Source organism: Microcoleus sp. PH2017_08_TRC_O_A, assembly GCF_020738665.1.
In the GTDB taxonomy this organism is placed as follows: domain Bacteria; phylum Cyanobacteriota; class Cyanobacteriia; order Cyanobacteriales; family Microcoleaceae; genus Microcoleus.
In genome coordinates this window covers 120,725-136,888 of record NZ_JAEQCE010000004.1, presented here as the reverse complement: position 1 = coordinate 136,888, position 16,164 = coordinate 120,725, and the positions used below count along the sequence as shown (strand labels likewise).

The following is a 16,164-nucleotide window of genomic DNA, read 5'->3' as shown; positions in this document are numbered from 1 at the left end:
TAGGCGATCGCTCTTTTATGTAGAAGGGCGATCGTTGTTATTGATTTTTTTATTTTTTAACCGCTGATGAACGCAGATTAACGCTGATGTGTTTGGATGTTTTACAGTTATAACCTCGCTATCAACTGTTTGCTGTCAACTGTCAACTATCAACTGCCTGCCCTGAGCGTAGCCGAATGGTCAACTGTCAACTGTCAACTGTCAACTGTCAACTGTTTAAGTATTCTGCGATCGCCCGTTGGAGCGTGAACAGGGTGCGATCGCCCTTTTGGACTTTTTCGATTAACAACCGCCGTCTCAAGGATTCAACGGCTTTTAGGAATTCTGAAGGAGATAATTCGAGCAGGGCTGGCTTTTTGGAGATTTCGACTGGTTTGTTTTGATTTGCCAACCAGGACATGACTTGTTTTTCGGTGTCAGACAAGCGCTGAAAATGTTGGTGCAATAAATATTCTAAGTCTCCTAAAACTAGGCTATCATAGGATAAGAAATCAGAAATATTGCCGTTAAATAAGTCTTGAATTGTAGCAGCTACTGTATTTAACCACAAGGGATTGCCTTGGTAAAGGTCGATCAATTCTGACCATTTTTCTGATTGAAGTAAACCTTTTTCTATAAATATTTCTCGCGTGGCTTCGCCTAAACCGTTGAGTTGCAATGTTTGACAATTTTTCTGCTGGTTTTCTAAGGCTGCAATTTCTCGGGGTTTTTCCCAACTAATCAAGATTAAGCAACTGTTGTGGCATGATTCTACGATCTGTTTGAAGAAAGTGCCGTAGTTTTCATATCCTGGTTGGTAGTTTCCTGCTAGTTGTTGGCTGCTGAAGATTGTTTGCACATCATCGAGGATGATGAGACAGCGGTGCGATCGTAAATATTGTAGGGGCAATCCCCCCGTGGTTGCCCTTTCTTTCTGAGGCAATCCCCCCGTGGTTGCCCCTTCTTCGGGCACGGAGAGGGCGGGCACGGGGGCACCGCCCCTACAGGATTGAATTATGTCGGTTTGGAGTGTTTGGAGGGGTGGCGCGTTGTGGAGGCTTCGCCAGATGATGCAATCGAATTCGTGTTGAATTTGTGGGATTAGTTGGAGTGTCAGGGCGGTTTTGCCAATACCGGATAAGCCGAGGATGGTGATGAGGCGGGTGCGGCTTAAAATCCAGTTTTCGAGGGTTGTGAGTTCGGATTTGCGATCGAAAAATGTCGAGATTTCCGGTGCGTCGCCTAAGTCGATGCGGGGATGTTTGGCTGTTGGCTCTGGGTTTTGGGGTGTTTTGGGCGATCGCACTTTTTCAGAACAAATATTAACGTTATGATTAACTGTTATATTCTCGGCTGTTACATTTTCAACAATAGCTAATTGATAATTATAAAAATTTGCCTTTTCTAATACAGCCCTAAAATTGTTTTTAGTAATATTTTTTTTCAACCCTTTAGAAAGTGTTTTCCAAAGGTTCGATCCGACATTTCTAACATGACTTGGACTTGAGTAAAGTTCTTGAGCAATTTGCGTGTAAGTTGCGTCTTCTAATGTCCCCCGCAGAATAGCATCTTGCACATAATCTAAATGCTTTCCCGTCTTAGCAAAAATTAGCTGATCTGCCAGTGTTAAGACTTCTGCAATATCCATAGATTCGGGAAAAGCTGGAGTTTACGCTATTTATTATACCTGACATTTCGTACAATCGTGACATTTTTGATTTTGTCATCTATCTAAAGTCAGGATTTTTCCTACACAGCTCATCCTTTATATTAGTTCGTTAAGGTGTTAGCAGGATATTTTATATGAAGCGAGTTCGTTGGCTCAGCGGTTTGTTCTCGGCTGGGGTATTGTCTTTTAGTTTAGCGACTGTTGGGGCACAAGTGGCCCAGGCCCAGCGGCCTATTCCTTTGGCTGACCTGCCATGTGTTAAGCGATCTGGTTACTGGAAGAGTGACCAACGAGATATTTCTGTAGGCAGACAAATTTACACCACTGTTTTATATATTCAAAATGGTACTGCTATAACTTGTAGGCTTGCTGGTGGCCCCGCTTCTCTCCGACTGGAGTTTGCGATTCCTGACACCGAAAACTCCCCACCAGCACGAATAGATGTTTATGTAGACGGAAATCAAGTAGCTTCTCGCACTGGTGATGGAGGTCAAGTAAATACAATGCTAGTAGATATTAGCAATGGCAAAAGTCTAGCAGTAGAAGTATTTTGTGCTAGAGCCACAAATTGTCAGAGTTTTACTCCCTACTACTTTATGAAAGCTCAAATTGAGCCGGGGGCAAGCTCTCCAGGGAGAAGATAAATTATGAGTATTAGCCGCCGTCAATTTAATCGTATCATCATCTGGGGTGGCGCTTCTTTTGCTGCTTCCGCCACATCCGGCATCTTTTTCCCCAAACCCGCCGAAGCTTATTCCCTAGAATTTCCGATTAGTGCTTTATCAGCCGATCGCGTTTTCAACGGTATTCAAAAATATTGTGGAGCACAACCCATCCCCGGCGTTCTATCACCGATCGTACAAGGCAATAGTAATGTTAGCAGTAAAATAGAACCAGCGGCCGCCAACGCTATTCGCACCGCAGATAAAGAATTTGTAAACCGCAATTTTACCAGCAAAAGAACCGAATTAGCCGTAACTGGCAGCGGTTCTAATTTTGCATCAGATACCAGTCGGCTGTGGGGGCGGCAAAGACAGGATAAAGTCGGCCCGAATGTTGGTTTTGGCTTCGTACAAAAATGGGAAGATCAATATAGCGATGCCAAAATTTCTGGGCCGACAATGTGCGCTATTCATAACGCTCAAAGAGTCTTAGCCGATCAAAGATTAACACCTCCAGAAATCGCCGCTTCTGTCTTGCCAACTCGATCGCGATTGGATGATTGGGGCTCTTGGGGAGGGGATGCCGATGCGTCTGCTGGGAGAAATCCTGGTGCTGTTTTTGCTCAATACGATACAGCCGCCGGTACGGTGACATCTCGCTATGATTTAGTTGAACCGGGGCCGAAAGGTTTTGGGCGGGTTGAGTATACTATTGAAGCGGAAAATCAGCCTCGGCGGGTGATTTTGGTGACGGTGAGGTTTTAGGGGAAAAGGTAATACTAGATCCGGGTTAAATATCCCCTATCGCTGTCTAGTATAATAAAATAATCCCGATCGCACACAACCGAATGGAATCTCTACCCAATAACTGGGCGGACATTCAGCCTGACATCGTATATCAAACGCTGGCTGATATGCTAGTATCTTTTAGCAAAAAGCAAATCCGCCTCGGCCAAAGATACGATGGAACCAATAAACATCTCAAAGCTATTCAAAATGGTAGAGTACCGCCCGATGGTAATATGGGTCTTGTTCCTTCGGAACAAGAAGGATACGATCTCAAATCTAAGGTGTTAGGATCGGGTGGAGATTATCGCTATCATGGAAAGTTTATTGAAGGAGTTTTACACTTTCCTGGTGTCAAAACAAGTCATTAACGGAGAATTAAGCTGATGAGTGCAGTAACTTTGACCGATCGCCAAATTTGGGATGAACTTGCTAAACTCTTAGCACCTATTAATATAGATCGCATCGCCACCCAACATTTAGAAGCCTGCAATTACACAATAAGAGGTTACTGGGATAGCAATAACAAATTTTACGAAGAAATTGCTTTAATTCATCCAATCTGTGCGGATCTAATCGGTCGATCGATAGGCACAAATCTCACCAACAACCACCCGAATTCTGACTGGATTAAACTGAAAATTTTACTCAAAGCAGATCTATCTGCCAGCAAAAAGGACTTAGTTAACGATGAGGAAGATGATGAAATTGGCGAACTCACTCTAATTTTAGATACCAATCTCAAAGTTATTGATGAAAACTGGTCGATCGACCTAGAATCTCCTTTTGTTATTGCCAAAATTCAACCAAATTAGCAGCATTCTGCTTAAAGTACGATGATTAGATCGTAACGTTTATTGTCTTTGCAGTTGCCCAATCAAATCTAATGCTTTTTGAGCATCTGCATTCATTCCTTGAGCCCTAAATAAACGAGCCGCTTGCTGCAAATCGGCGATCGCCCCTTGTCTATCTCCCATTCTCACTAACGTAATTCCTCGGTTAGCAAAAGCCTTTGCATAACTGGGATTGAGTTGAATTGCTTGAGTATAATCAGCTAAGGCAGAGCGATCGTTATTGATGCGAAACAGCGCCAATCCTCTGTTAAAATAAGTGTTAGCGCGACCGGGATTGATTTGCAGCGCTTGATTGAAATCGTCGATCGCCCCTTTTTGATCGCCCAAGTCCGAAAGCGCCAATCCTCGGTTGTTGTAGGCGGCTGCAAAGTTTCGATCCAAGCGGATGACTTGAGTATAATCGGCGATCGCCCCCGGTTTATCTCCCAATGCCGACAACACCAGCCCCCGATTGTAGTAAGCATCGACATAACTGGCATTTAGGGCGATCGCTTTGCTATAATCAGCGATACTCTTGGGCATTTGTCTCAAATCAAAATAAGCCAGTGCTCGATAAAAATAAGCTTCTACATAATCCGATTGAGTTTGAATCGCTTGGTTAAAATCGGCAACAGCACCTGACAAATCTCCCTTGTCAAACCGAGTTAAACCGCGAACGTAATAAGTCTTAGCATCTTGCGGATTGTTCAGTTTCAGAGGTGCAGTAGCAGTTGGAGAGGTATTTATCAAAAGAGCCGATCGATTTAACCCAGCTTCCGACAGTTTAGCTATAAAAGTGTTGATAGGAATTGCAGCATTAAATCCTGTCTTATCAGTGAATTTATCTGTGATTTTTCCTTCGTTATCCGTTATAAAATCGAGGTCTCCTTGTCCGTGAATCCCAATTACACGGCCTTCTGTATCAAATACAGGCCCTCCACTCATGCCCCCTTTGGTAATAGCACTGTAGCGCAAAGTATAACCGCGTGGATGAGTCGGGCGACGACTGGTAACAAACCCCGATGAAAATTCAAAAAAGCGTTTATTTCCGTACTTTTCTTCTAAATGATTCCCTGGATATCCAAACACAAAAATTGGTGTAGCAACTGTCGCTTGTTCGGAATCGCCTAAAGTTACAACTGGATAAGATTCTGTACTTTTAAATGTTACTACTGCTAAATCTGGAGCATTCTGACCTTTCTCCAATAGTACACTACGTGTTACTTGATAATCTTTTTTGGTAGAAGTGCGAATCGTATAGTTATCCCTTATGTTAGCAACAACATGATTAGAGGTCAGCACAGTGTAAGTCGTGCCTTGTCTGGAAATAATAAATCCAGTCCCGCTACCAGTTGTTCCGTTAATTTGAACGCTGACAGATTCAGCGAATTTTGCAATTTCTTGGGGAGTTTTTGCGAAAACTGGTGCTGCTGCAAAGACGACTATTCCTGCTACTGTTGCCGTTCCTGCTAGGATGCTGGCGAGGGAATCAAACCGCGAATAATCCCTATTCATAGATGATTGCTGAAGACTAAGATTTTTTATACTCCGAATAGTATAGATGAAAATCTAATATTTTAAAACCAGAAAGCCTGGAGGGAATTTTTAGGCGATCGCGATTTTTATGACATTTCGTACATTTCGTAATTTTGCCATATTTTACTTGTGGATATTCTAGGTTAGCAGCCTCGCACTGCGTCCCGAAACACTTTCAAAGCTTCTTTTTCTTCCGACATTTGCAGACATTTCCCCAGCAATTCTAGATCCAAATCTGGCAACAGCATACTCCGAGAAACTAGCTCGTAACCCTCCGAGTTCAGTTGATAAATCGAAAACACTCCGTCTTCCCAAAACCAAACTTCCGCTACGTTAAATCTGCGGTAGTATTCCAGTTTGTTGATTGTTCCGCTAGTAAAAGTAACTTCGATCGCCAAATCGGGTGTTTCTCGCCTCCGCCGGTCTTCGCCAAAGTAGTAAGATAAATCTGGTTCCTTGCTGCTGCCTTTTGTTTCCCCTTGGAGTGTAGCGCTACCCGTCGGTCTAAAACTCATATCTTTTTCTAAAAAGAATTGACCTAGCAGCAATGCCAGCAGGCATTTAATGGTTTCGTGTTCCGGCGAAAGTGTCATAATTTCTACATATCCGTCGAGGTAAGACAAGCGAACACTGCGAGTGTACTCTAGCAAGGAATCGAGAGCTTTGAACTGCTCCCAAGTCATTGATAGCGGCAAAATCAACCGCTGTTCTGGGAGTGCAGTCAATGGGGGGTGAATTGTAGCGGTCATTTATACTTTCCCCGAGTTTGAGTTTCCTACTTCTAGATTAGCTTAAAAACTATCTAAATGGAGAACTGTTTTAATATCAATCTTGCCAAATCCGCGATATCTGTAGGGACACGGCAGTGCCGTTTCCCTACCCAAAACTAGGACACGGCAGTGCCGTTTCCCTACCTGGAACTAGGACACGGCAGTGCCGTTTCCCTACCTGGAATTATCAATAGCTAAGCCAAAAACTGAAATTGAGAACCGTTAACTGCCAGAGCAAACGGACTCGCCGGTTCAAATGCACCGATAAGTTCAAAGTTATTCGTGTTTAAAACTATCCCCACAATCTGTCCATTTATTGCGTTTTCAATCACCATGTCGTTGATAATTCCGTCATTGTCGTAAGCAATCAAATTGTCGTCAGTGAAGATGAGGTCTAATTCTGTTAAACCGTCAGTCAAACCAATGCGATCGCCCTCGTCAAAGTTAAAATCGGTAATGACATCGGCTCCATTGACTCCAGGCTGTTCGTTGCTTCTGAGGATAAATATGTCAGCACCAAGGCCTCCCGTGAGTACGTCAATTCCCCGATCGCCCGCCAAGAAATCGTTGCCGTCATTGCCCTCTAAATCGTCGTCTCCTTGCCCTCCCCGCAGGATATCGTTCCCGGCCCCCCCAAAGATTAGGTCGTTGCCGCTGTCGCCCCTAACTACGTCGTTGCCATCATTTCCATCCACACCATCGTTACCTTTCCCGCCGTAAATGATGTCATTTCCGCCGCCACCACCGATAATATCGTCCCCATTATTCCCTAATAGGCGCTCGTTGGAATCCGACGAACCTGCGATCGTATCGTTGCCGTCTAGTCCCCAAACTCCCCAGGGAAAAGACGACAAATTTCCATTCTCTACGTCAATGTCATCTGATGTAGCGAATCCCAAAAGACGCGGCCCGCCGCCAGAAAATACAGGAAATCCGGTGAAATCGCCGATGAGATTGTTAAGCGTTAAAGCCATAGATATGTCCTTTCAAAAGTGTTCCTACCTGTATTATATATTTTAATTATTCCATTGCCCAATAGCAACTTTATTGGTTTTGCTTTTAATAGTGCTGTCCCCGCTCGCGATTTGTAGAATACGCGAGCTCTTGAAGTGCTCGCACTATAAAAAAAAATGCTTTTTACAAAACTGAGATGCTCCCGTTTGATTGGCTAAATTAGTGGCTCGCAACCTGCTTGCCACTTGCCAATTACAAATTACCAATTCAATTATCAATGCCCAATTCCAATTACCGGGCCTGTTCTTCATTCAACCGAAAGCTGCCATATATCTCGCCTGTGAGTCAAATATAGCCTTTCTCAAAAAGATGAGGTATGGCTGACGGCTTCTATAACCACATAAAAGAGGGCCCAAGCCCAACAACGTACCTGATATTTCTGAGAACCGCTATAGCATTAGTCGCTGACACTATCCACTACGGCACACCACTTATAATGGGTGTTACCAGCCAGGTCGCAAACACGTTAATATCACTTATAACGTCAAGACTCAGAGCTTGTTTGTGAAGAAAAGTAAAAATTTAGGAACATATCGTCCGAGAAAATACTTAGTTTCGGATACATACACAGAAACTTTACAAACAGGCTCTAAGTTCTTGACAAATCCATAAATCGCCGATCGCTCACATTGTTTAACAAAATCTACTGCTTTCAGGTGTTTTCCTCATGCCTACTCCTAAATCATCTTCCTCTCAAAACAATAACAACTCCGTAAAATCACTGCCAACGGCAGATCCAGATATCATTGCGACAGAGCAAGACAGTGAGAATCTGCCCAACGAACCAGATGTGGAACAGCTACTCGAAGCTTTGACGGCTCAAGTACCGACTCAATCTGCTGAAATTGAACGCTTGAAAACTTGGAAACAAGATTTAGAGCGACTGTTTCAATTTCTGGGCGATCGCCGCGTTTTAATCGCAGTGATGGAACCGGGAACTTTTGCTCTGCGTTACGCTAACGCGGCATTTTGTCGCTTGGCGGGCTGGGAGGGAACGCCTTTGGTAACTCAATCTCATAACGGTTGGTTTACAGAAACTGGGATCTGTTTGCTAGAACTGTTCGAGGATTGTGATGCAAAAATAGTAGAACAATTGTACCGCCGCCACCTTTTACACTGGGTATTTAAGCAATTTTATGAAATAAGCCTCGATGGTTTGCGGGTGCTAGATGAACCTGTCACGGTGAGCATTAAAAATTCGCAACAGGATGAATCTAGATTTATTGAATTTTGGCTGGGTTCGGAACAGTTGAAAATTACTCAGATTAATTCAAAAAAAGATGAATTTGCAGATCTTCCCTTAAATTTAATGCCTGTTGCAGAACGGGAAGCTTGGCTGATGCAGCCTAATCAATTGGGAAGTTTAGCCGATCGACTAAATTTAGATAATTACCGCATCGAAGGTTTGCTGCTGCTAGAAGGTTTTGATGTCACGGTACAGGAGCAAATTCGCCGCCTGACTCAGTTATTGATCGATCGCGATTCCATGCTGCGCCCTGACAAATTTGAGAGAATCGATCGCTATTTGCGATCGCTCTTTAATGCTGACGGCACTTTGCTTTTGCGCCCCGACGGCGAACAGGTACAGCTATTAGTTGCTAAAGACGGCCATCATTTGCAGCCGGTTGCTTATTCAATGGAGTCCCTAGAAACTTCTCACTTTTTCAAGGCTACCGCAGCAAATCAAGTTTGGAACGTCCCAGACTTGCGCCGGGAGTGCCGCACCGAGTGCGAGCGAACTTTGCGGAAAATGGGCGCTCAATCGATGCTGCTGGTGCCCCTGGTAGTCAAATCAGTCACCCGCGAGGGCTGCGGGCTGCGGATTTTGGGCGTTGTGGGGCTGTTGTGCGATCGCCCCAACCACTTCAACAACATTGACGCCCAACACGCCCAAGAACTCATTCCCGCCTTCATTGCAGCCCTGCGGCAAGCCATCCAGCAGCGGTTTACCCACATTCACAACATTCATCCCGCAGTCGAGTGGCGCTTCGCCCAAGAAGCAGAAAGGCGCAGTTGGGGACTGCCCCAAGAGACGATCGTATTTGCAGACGTTCATCCCCTCTACGGAATTTCCGACATCCGCGGTTCCAGCGACGAAAGAAACCGAGCCATTCAAACAGATTTGCTCGAACAATTCCGCTTGGGTTTAGCCATAGCCGATGCCGTTTGTAAAACACAAACTACCCACCTCGGCGAGCAACTGCGGCTCGACTTGCTCGACTACATCGAGCATTTAAAAGAAAAAGTCACAGTCGATATGGAGGTGCGAGCAGCCGAATATTTAAACGAGCGTTTAGAAGTGTATTTTGACTACTTTGTGCAGTGTAGCCCCACGGTTCAGGCAGCAGTTGAAGCTTACCAAGCCGCCTGCGATAACGAACACAACTGCGTTTATGGCGATCGTAACCGCTACGATCAAATGTTAAACCTAATCAGCACCAAACTCCAAGAAACCTGGACTCGCTGGCAAGAAAAAATGCAGCAAATCCTCCCCCACTACTGCGACATCGAATGCACCGACGGCATGGATCACATGATATATGTCGGAAAGGCGATCGATCCCAAATTCAGCCAATTTCATTTGCACAGTTTGCGGTACGAACAACTGCGAGCAATTTGCGACTGCGGTCGCACAGTTTTTCGCCTGCAAGCCGAGTCTCAAATTAACATGGAACTAGCCCATTTAGTCTTAGTACAAAATACCACCATCGACATTTTTCATAATGAAAATACCGAAAAAATGTTTGATGTCAAAGGCACCCGCGACATCCGCTACGAACTCGTCAAAAAGCGCATCGAAAAAGCCGTTGACAAAGACGCACAAGAGCGAATTACCCAATCAGGAATGCTAACCGTAGTTTATTCAACCGAAGACGAATGGGAAGAGTACCAACAATACCTGCGCTACTTGTCTCGCGAAGGTTGGGTAGAAGCAAAAGTGCAGACAGGGATGGTAGAATCACTGCAAGGAGTCAGCGGTTTAAAATTTGCCCGCGTCCGTATTTTACCGGAACCCGAATCAATTGTTCATATCAGTGAAGTTACGGTCGTACAAGATTGAAAATCGCTAATTTAAACAGCAATTACTACGAGTAAGGTGCGCTGCGGCGCACCCTACAAAATGTCTATTGATGAGTGCAAGCCTGACCCAGCAAGGTTTTCATCAAGCTTTTGTACGTTGCTTGTGATTTGTAGCGTCAAAAAGTGCGATCGGCATCACATAAATTTTCCCTAAATTAGCGCTAGTCTAGGCTAAATTAGATGCCATAAATTTTTAAAATAAACCTATGCAAATTTTTTCAGAATACCAAATACATTCTACTCTGCACGAAGGTGCCGAAACAATTATTTATCGCGGACAGAGAGCGAGCGACGAGTCCGCAACAATTCTTAAAGTTCTCAAAGCCGAATATCCCACACTCGAAGCCATTACCCGCCTCAAACACGAATATCAAATCCGCCAAAATTTAGATAGCAAACAAATCGTCAAAGCCATCAGTCTCAAAACCTTTAACCACCGATTAGGCATAGTTTTAGAGGACTTTGGCGGCGAGTCTCTCGGACAACTACTCGAAAAAGCAAGGCTGAGTTTGCTAGCAACTTTAAACATCGCCATCCAAATCGTCAAAGCCTTAGAATACCTGCACCAAAATCAGATTATTCACAAAGACATCAAACCCAGCAACATCATTATCAACTCCCAAACAAAACAAGTTAAACTCACCGACTTCGGGATTGCGACAAAACTAAACAAAGAAAACCCACAATTTAACAATCCCAACTCCGTCGAAGGCACATTAGCTTATATGTCTCCCGAACAAACCGGGAGAATGAACCGCACCCTCGACTACCGCACCGACTTTTATTCACTCGGAATTACCTTGTATGAAATGCTGACAGGTGAACTGCCATTTCCGAGTAAAGACCCTTTAGAAATAGTTTACAGCCACATCGCAACTCAAGCAATTTCGGCCGCTCAAATCAATTCGGAAATTCCCACATCAATCTCAGGAATAGTGATGAAATTGATGTCAAAAAATGCCGAAGATAGATATCAAAGTGCAGCCGGATTATTGGCAGACTTAGAAAATTGTTTGCATCAGTTAGAAGCAACAGGAGAAATAATCGATTTTATCCCCGGACGCTTAGATATTCTCAGCCAATTGTTGATACCCCAAAAATTATACGGTAGAGAAAACCAAGTCAACGAACTATTAGCAGCCTTTGAACGTGTAGGGGCGGGTTCGCCCGAATCTTTGCCACCCAACCAAAATACAGAAAAACCCGCCCCCCCCAACGCCGAAACCCTTTCGCCCCAATCTTTACCACCCAACCAAAATACAGAAAAACCCGCCCGTTCCCAAAGCGAACTAATGCTAGTATCCGGTTATTCTGGCATCGGCAAATCAGCAGTCGTCAACGAAGTTAGCAAACCAATAACTCGCTCAAAAGGTTACTTCATCAGCGGCAAATTCGACCAATTCAAACGTAACATTCCCTACGCATCATTAATTCAAGCATTCAACTCGCTGCTGCGCCAATTGCTCACAGAAAGCACTGCTGCTATAGAAACATGGCGCACTAAAATTTTAACAGCTTTGGAAACTAACGGCAAAGTAATTTCCGATGTAATTCCGGAAGTTGAATTGATTATCGGTAAACAGCCAGAAGTAGCAGAACTCTCCCCTGTAGAATCGCAGAATCGCTTCAATCGCGTATTCAAAGAATTTATTCGCGTCTTCGCCCAAAAAGAACACCCGCTAGTTATCTTTTTAGACGATTTGCAGTGGTCAGATTCAGCTACATTAAAGTTAATGCAAACACTGATAACTGACCCCGACCAGCAATATTTGTTGCTAATCGGTGCTTATCGAGACAATGAAGTTAGTCCGACTCACCCGTTAATTCAGACAGTAGAAGAGATTGAAAAAACGGGTACGGTTGTCAACAATATTGTATTGCAACCGCTAGAGTTAGAAAATGTAACGGAATTAGTCTTTGAAACCCTTAGCAATTTCACAGAAAAAACCAACGATTTAGCCGAATTAATCTGCAATAAAACGGGAGGAAATCCTTTTTTTTTAACGCAACTGTTACAAGCACTTTATCAAGAAAACTTTTTAAAATTCGAGTTCGATTATCTAGCAGGTAAAGGAGGCTGGGATTGGAGTATTGATGAAATTCAAGCGATTGGAATCACCGATAAAAGTGTCGTAGAACTCGTAGCTTCTCGCATTGAAAAGTTGCCCGCAGCCACGCAAGAAGTGTTAAAATTAGCAGCTTGCGTGGGCGATAAATTTGCTCTAGATGTACTGTCACTTGTCAGCGAAGAGTCAGTGAATGTTACAGCTACTGAACTTTATTCAGCTTTGCAAGCAGGGTTGATTCTGCCGTTGAGCGATGCTTATCGCATTCCTTTGGTTTTCGATCGCGCTGAATCGATCGACCTCAAATTAGATACTTCGCGGGTTAGTTACAAATTTTTGCACGATCGCGTCCAGCAAGCCGCCTATTCTCTCATTCCCGAAAATCAAAAGCAATCCACCCATTTAAAAATTGGCGAATTACTGTTACAGAATACTCCACCCGAAAAGCTAGAAGAAAACATCTTTGATATTGTCAATCAGTTGAATGTGGGAATTGACACAATTAGCCAGCCAGCAGAAAAGACGCAGTTAGCCGAATTAAATTTAACTGCGGGACGCAAAGCAAAATCAGCGAATGCTTATGAAGCTGCTGTGAGGTATTTGCGGGTGGCGATGGGATTATTGCCAGAGGATAGTTGGGACAGTCAGTATCAATTAACGTTAGCAATTTATGAATCAACAGCGGGAGCTGAATACTTAAATACGAACTATTCAATCTCAAAAGAATTAGTTGATGTTATTCTAAGTCGGGCTAAAACTTTACTGGACAAACTCAATGTTTATGAGCTGCAAATTCAGTCTTATACTGTTCAAAATAGAGTTAGTGAAGCAGTAAATACAGGGCTGGAAGTCCTAAAATTGTTAGGGATTTATTTTCCTCAAAATCCCAAATTATTGAATATCTTGGTGGAATTGATTAATACAAAACTGAGATTGGGGTTGAAAGGAATTGAGGATTTAGCTAATTTGCCAGAAATGACAGATTCTAAAAAACAAGCAACCATGCGAATTTTATCAGGGATTCTGGGTACCGCGATGGCGGTCAAGCCCAGACTATTACCATTGTTAGTATTTATGATGGTTAAGCTGTCCATTAAATATGGAAATTCGCCTTATGCTAGTGTCGCTTACGTTTTTTATGGTGCAATTTTGTGTGGAATAGGAGACATTAGTTTAGGATACCAATTTGGTCAATTGGCAATTAGGCTTTTAGATAGATTTCCATCTGATTCTATCAAAAGTAGAGTTTATCTAATACTTACTTGTTCAATTCAACACCGTAAAGTAGATATCAAGTTAGCCTTGAGTTATATGATGGAAGGGTTTAAGGCTGCAATCGAAACTGGAGATTTACCGTATGTTGGTTATTCTGTCAATGGATATTGTACTTATAAACTGTGGATGGGAGAGCCTCTCGAACTGGTTGAAGAGGAAATAAGTAAGTATCTAAAATTAATGCAGAAACTTAAACAAGAAGGCTCTTCACAATGTATTAGTATATTGAGATATACAGCCATAATTTTGCGTGGTCAATCTGTAGAATCATGTAACTTGGTAGATAAGAAGTTTAATGAAGACCAAATTGTTACGGCTGCAATTGAAACTAAAAACTTTTTTTTAGTTTGTTTTATTTGTAATGCCAAATCTATGATTAATTTCTTCTTCGGCAATTATGCACAAGCTTCAGAAAATTCAAGGTTATTTGAGAAATATGAAGAATCAGTTTCTGGATTTTATCTAGTTTCCTTGAATAATTTTTACTACTCTCTCAGTCTCCTAGCTTTGTATTCCCAATCTGACAAAGAGGGGCAAAAGCAATATTTAAATAAATTGGTACAAAACCAAAATAAAATGAAAAAATGGGCTGTTGATGCTCCAATGAATTATCAACACAAATATGACTTGGTAGCAGCGGAGAAAGCGCGGGTATTGGGGTATGATACGCAAGCAATGGATTTGTACGATCGCGCAATTGCTGGAGCTGCCAAAAATGGTTATATTCAAGAGGAAGCATTAGCCTATGAATTAGCCGGAGAATTCTATCAATTTCTGGGAAAACAGATAATTTCTCAAGCATATCTGACTAAGGCTTATTACGGCTATATCCGCTGGGGAGCTCTAGCGAAAGTTAAACACTTGGAATCAAGACATCCTTTCTTAGTAGCACAAACGCGCGCAACAGAAACTCGACCCATCGATGTCACGCGCACTAATACTGGAAGCACTACCAGCAACAGTTTAGGCGATTTTTTAGACGTGGCTACTTTTATTAAGTCTTCGCAAGCCATTAACAGTGAAATTGTCCTGGACAACTTGCTGACAAAATTAATCACAATCATTTTAGAAAATGCGGCGGCTCAAAAAGTTGCGCTGCTGCTGCTAAAAGATAATAAACTCTACATCGAAGCTGTAGGAAATTCTACTGATACCCAGGCTACAGTTTTACGATCTATACCATTTGAAAATAGTCAAGATTTGCCTGTTTCTGCTATAAACTATGTTTTTCGCACTCAAAAGCCTCTGGTATTGGATGATGCGACTGTTACTGCACCTTTTAATGCGGATGCGTACATTCGAGAATTTGAAATTAAATCAATCCTGTGTTTGCCCGTTATTTATCAATCCCAGTTGCAAGGGATTATTTATCTGGAAAATAAGTTAGCGGCAGCAGCTTTTACCGCAGACAGGGTGGAAGTTTTAAAGGTTTTAGTTAGTCAAGTCGCTATTGCGATCGAGAATGCTCGTTTGTACGCGCGCGAGCAAGAAAAATCCCAACAGTTAGAAAAGTCTTTTGCGGAACTGCAACAAGCGCAATTGCAATTAATTCAAGGTGAAAAAATGTCTTCTTTGGGCAATTTAGTTGCTGGTGTCGCTCACGAAATTAACAATCCAGTCGGTTTTATTTCGGGGAATATTACCGAAGCTACTGCGGCTGTGGGCGATTTAATTAGCCACTTGCGACTGTATCAGGAAGAAGTTCTCGATCCTAGCTCAAAAATTGCACAGGATGCTGAGGATATTGATTTGGAGTATCTTATAGAAGATTTGCCGAAAATGTTGGGGTCGATGAAAGTTGGGTGCGATCGCATTCGCAATATTAGCACATCTCTCCGCACGTTCTCCCGTGGGGACACCCGCCAAAAAGTGTCGGCGGATATCCATGAAGGAATTGACAGCACTTTAATGATTTTACAGCATCGCTTGAAAGCTAATCCAGGCCGCCCGCTGATTCAAGTGGTTAAGGAGTATGGAAATATTCCGAAAGTTAAGTGTTATTTGGGACAGTTGAATCAGGTGTTTATGAATTTGTTGGCAAATGCGATCGACTGTTTTGACGAATTCAATCGGGGTCGCAGTTATGCTTCTGTTGAGGCTGTACCTAATACGATCGCCATTATCACCCATGTCTCGCCGGATAACAACAGCGTGGTGATTCGCATCAAAGATAACGGGGGAGGGATGTCGCCGGATGTGAGGGCGAAAATATTTGACCATTTGTTTACTACGAAGGGAGTCGGGAAGGGTACGGGTTTGGGGCTGTCTATCAGCCGCCAAATTGTGGAGGAAACCCACGGTGGTAAGCTGACTTGCGAATCTGTGTTGGGCGCAGGTACGGAATTTGCGATCGAAGTGCCGATCGACTGATTGTCGGTGCGATCGCCCTCACTCTTTTAAGATACAAGGTCAAGACAGTATCTACAAGCCCTGAATTATGTGATAATTTATGGCATTTTTTGAACAGCACAAATCTGCGATCGCCCTTTCTTC

10 protein-coding genes are annotated in these 16,164 nt (G+C 43.2%); 6 read left to right on the top strand and 4 right to left on the bottom strand.

Features of this window, described 5'->3' with window-relative positions; all coding sequences use genetic code 11:
• Window positions 1-208: 208 nt before the first annotated feature.
• Window positions 209-1,627: an NB-ARC domain-containing protein gene (locus JGK22_RS02245; RefSeq protein ID WP_293312244.1), complete on the bottom strand. Its 1,419-nt coding sequence runs from the start codon at window positions 1,625-1,627 to the stop codon at window positions 209-211.
• Window positions 1,628-1,782: 155 nt separating this feature from the next.
• Between JGK22_RS02245 and JGK22_RS02240 the strand changes: the two genes are divergently transcribed.
• The 4 genes from JGK22_RS02240 (at window position 1,783) to JGK22_RS02225 (ending at window position 3,911) form a co-directional block, all read left to right on the top strand.
• On the top strand, window positions 1,783-2,292 hold the full coding sequence (locus JGK22_RS02240; RefSeq protein WP_293181731.1) for a hypothetical protein: 510 nt from the start codon (window positions 1,783-1,785) through the stop codon (window positions 2,290-2,292).
• 3 nt (window positions 2,293-2,295) lie between these two features.
• Entirely contained in the window at window positions 2,296-3,075 is a 780-nt protein-coding gene (locus JGK22_RS02235) for a Tat pathway signal protein (RefSeq protein ID WP_293312242.1), read from the top strand.
• An 83-nt stretch (window positions 3,076-3,158) separates the two neighbouring features.
• A complete protein-coding gene (locus JGK22_RS02230) occupies window positions 3,159-3,467 on the top strand; it encodes a hypothetical protein (RefSeq protein ID WP_293181727.1) in 309 nt (102 codons plus the stop codon).
• Window positions 3,468-3,482: 15 nt separating this feature from the next.
• Window positions 3,483-3,911 (top strand): hypothetical protein, encoded by a 429-nt coding sequence (locus JGK22_RS02225; RefSeq protein ID WP_293181725.1) that lies wholly within the window; start codon window positions 3,483-3,485, stop codon window positions 3,909-3,911.
• A gap of 39 nt (window positions 3,912-3,950) precedes the next feature.
• On the opposite strand, the gene JGK22_RS02220 is transcribed toward JGK22_RS02225, so the two are convergent.
• The 3 genes from JGK22_RS02220 to JGK22_RS02210 all read right to left on the bottom strand — a co-directional run bounded on the left by JGK22_RS02220 (window position 3,951) and on the right by JGK22_RS02210 (window position 7,209).
• Window positions 3,951-5,444, bottom strand: coding sequence for a tetratricopeptide repeat-containing serine protease family protein (locus JGK22_RS02220; RefSeq protein ID WP_293312240.1), 1,494 nt, complete (start codon window positions 5,442-5,444; stop codon window positions 3,951-3,953).
• Between the two features lie 164 nt (window positions 5,445-5,608).
• On the bottom strand, window positions 5,609-6,214 hold the full coding sequence (locus JGK22_RS02215; protein WP_293181721.1) for a Uma2 family endonuclease: 606 nt from the start codon (window positions 6,212-6,214) through the stop codon (window positions 5,609-5,611).
• A gap of 215 nt (window positions 6,215-6,429) precedes the next feature.
• Complete coding sequence (locus JGK22_RS02210) at window positions 6,430-7,209, bottom strand: calcium-binding protein (RefSeq protein WP_293181720.1); 780 nt, start codon at window positions 7,207-7,209, stop codon at window positions 6,430-6,432.
• A 707-nt stretch (window positions 7,210-7,916) separates the two neighbouring features.
• Here JGK22_RS02210 and JGK22_RS02205 point away from each other — a divergent pair.
• Both JGK22_RS02205 and JGK22_RS02200 read left to right on the top strand, forming a co-directional pair.
• Window positions 7,917-10,310: a GAF domain-containing protein gene (locus tag JGK22_RS02205; protein ID WP_293181719.1), complete on the top strand. Its 2,394-nt coding sequence runs from the start codon at window positions 7,917-7,919 to the stop codon at window positions 10,308-10,310.
• Window positions 10,311-10,536: 226 nt separating this feature from the next.
• The gene (locus tag JGK22_RS02200; RefSeq protein WP_293204329.1) at window positions 10,537-16,041 is read left to right on the top strand and encodes an ATP-binding sensor histidine kinase; all 5,505 of its coding nucleotides are present in this window, start codon (window positions 10,537-10,539) and stop codon (window positions 16,039-16,041) included.
• Window positions 16,042-16,164: the final 123 nt, after the last annotated feature.

What these genes read in the sequence shown, in the direction of transcription:
- JGK22_RS02205 (WP_293181719.1), top strand. Translation starts at nt 7,917, where the DNA reads ATGCCTACTCCTAAATCATCTTCCTCTCAAAACAATAACAACTCCGTA.
- JGK22_RS02235 (WP_293312242.1), top strand. Translation starts at nt 2,296, where the DNA reads ATGAGTATTAGCCGCCGTCAATTTAATCGTATCATCATCTGGGGTGGC.
- JGK22_RS02220 (WP_293312240.1), bottom strand. Translation starts at nt 5,444, where the DNA reads ATGAATAGGGATTATTCGCGGTTTGATTCCCTCGCCAGCATCCTAGCA.
- JGK22_RS02215 (WP_293181721.1), bottom strand. Translation starts at nt 6,214, where the DNA reads ATGACCGCTACAATTCACCCCCCATTGACTGCACTCCCAGAACAGCGG.
- JGK22_RS02225 (WP_293181725.1), top strand. Translation starts at nt 3,483, where the DNA reads ATGAGTGCAGTAACTTTGACCGATCGCCAAATTTGGGATGAACTTGCT.
- JGK22_RS02240 (WP_293181731.1), top strand. Translation starts at nt 1,783, where the DNA reads ATGAAGCGAGTTCGTTGGCTCAGCGGTTTGTTCTCGGCTGGGGTATTG.
- JGK22_RS02245 (WP_293312244.1), bottom strand. Translation starts at nt 1,627, where the DNA reads ATGGATATTGCAGAAGTCTTAACACTGGCAGATCAGCTAATTTTTGCT.
- JGK22_RS02200 (WP_293204329.1), top strand. Translation starts at nt 10,537, where the DNA reads ATGCAAATTTTTTCAGAATACCAAATACATTCTACTCTGCACGAAGGT.
- JGK22_RS02230 (WP_293181727.1), top strand. Translation starts at nt 3,159, where the DNA reads ATGGAATCTCTACCCAATAACTGGGCGGACATTCAGCCTGACATCGTA.
- JGK22_RS02210 (WP_293181720.1), bottom strand. Translation starts at nt 7,209, where the DNA reads ATGGCTTTAACGCTTAACAATCTCATCGGCGATTTCACCGGATTTCCT.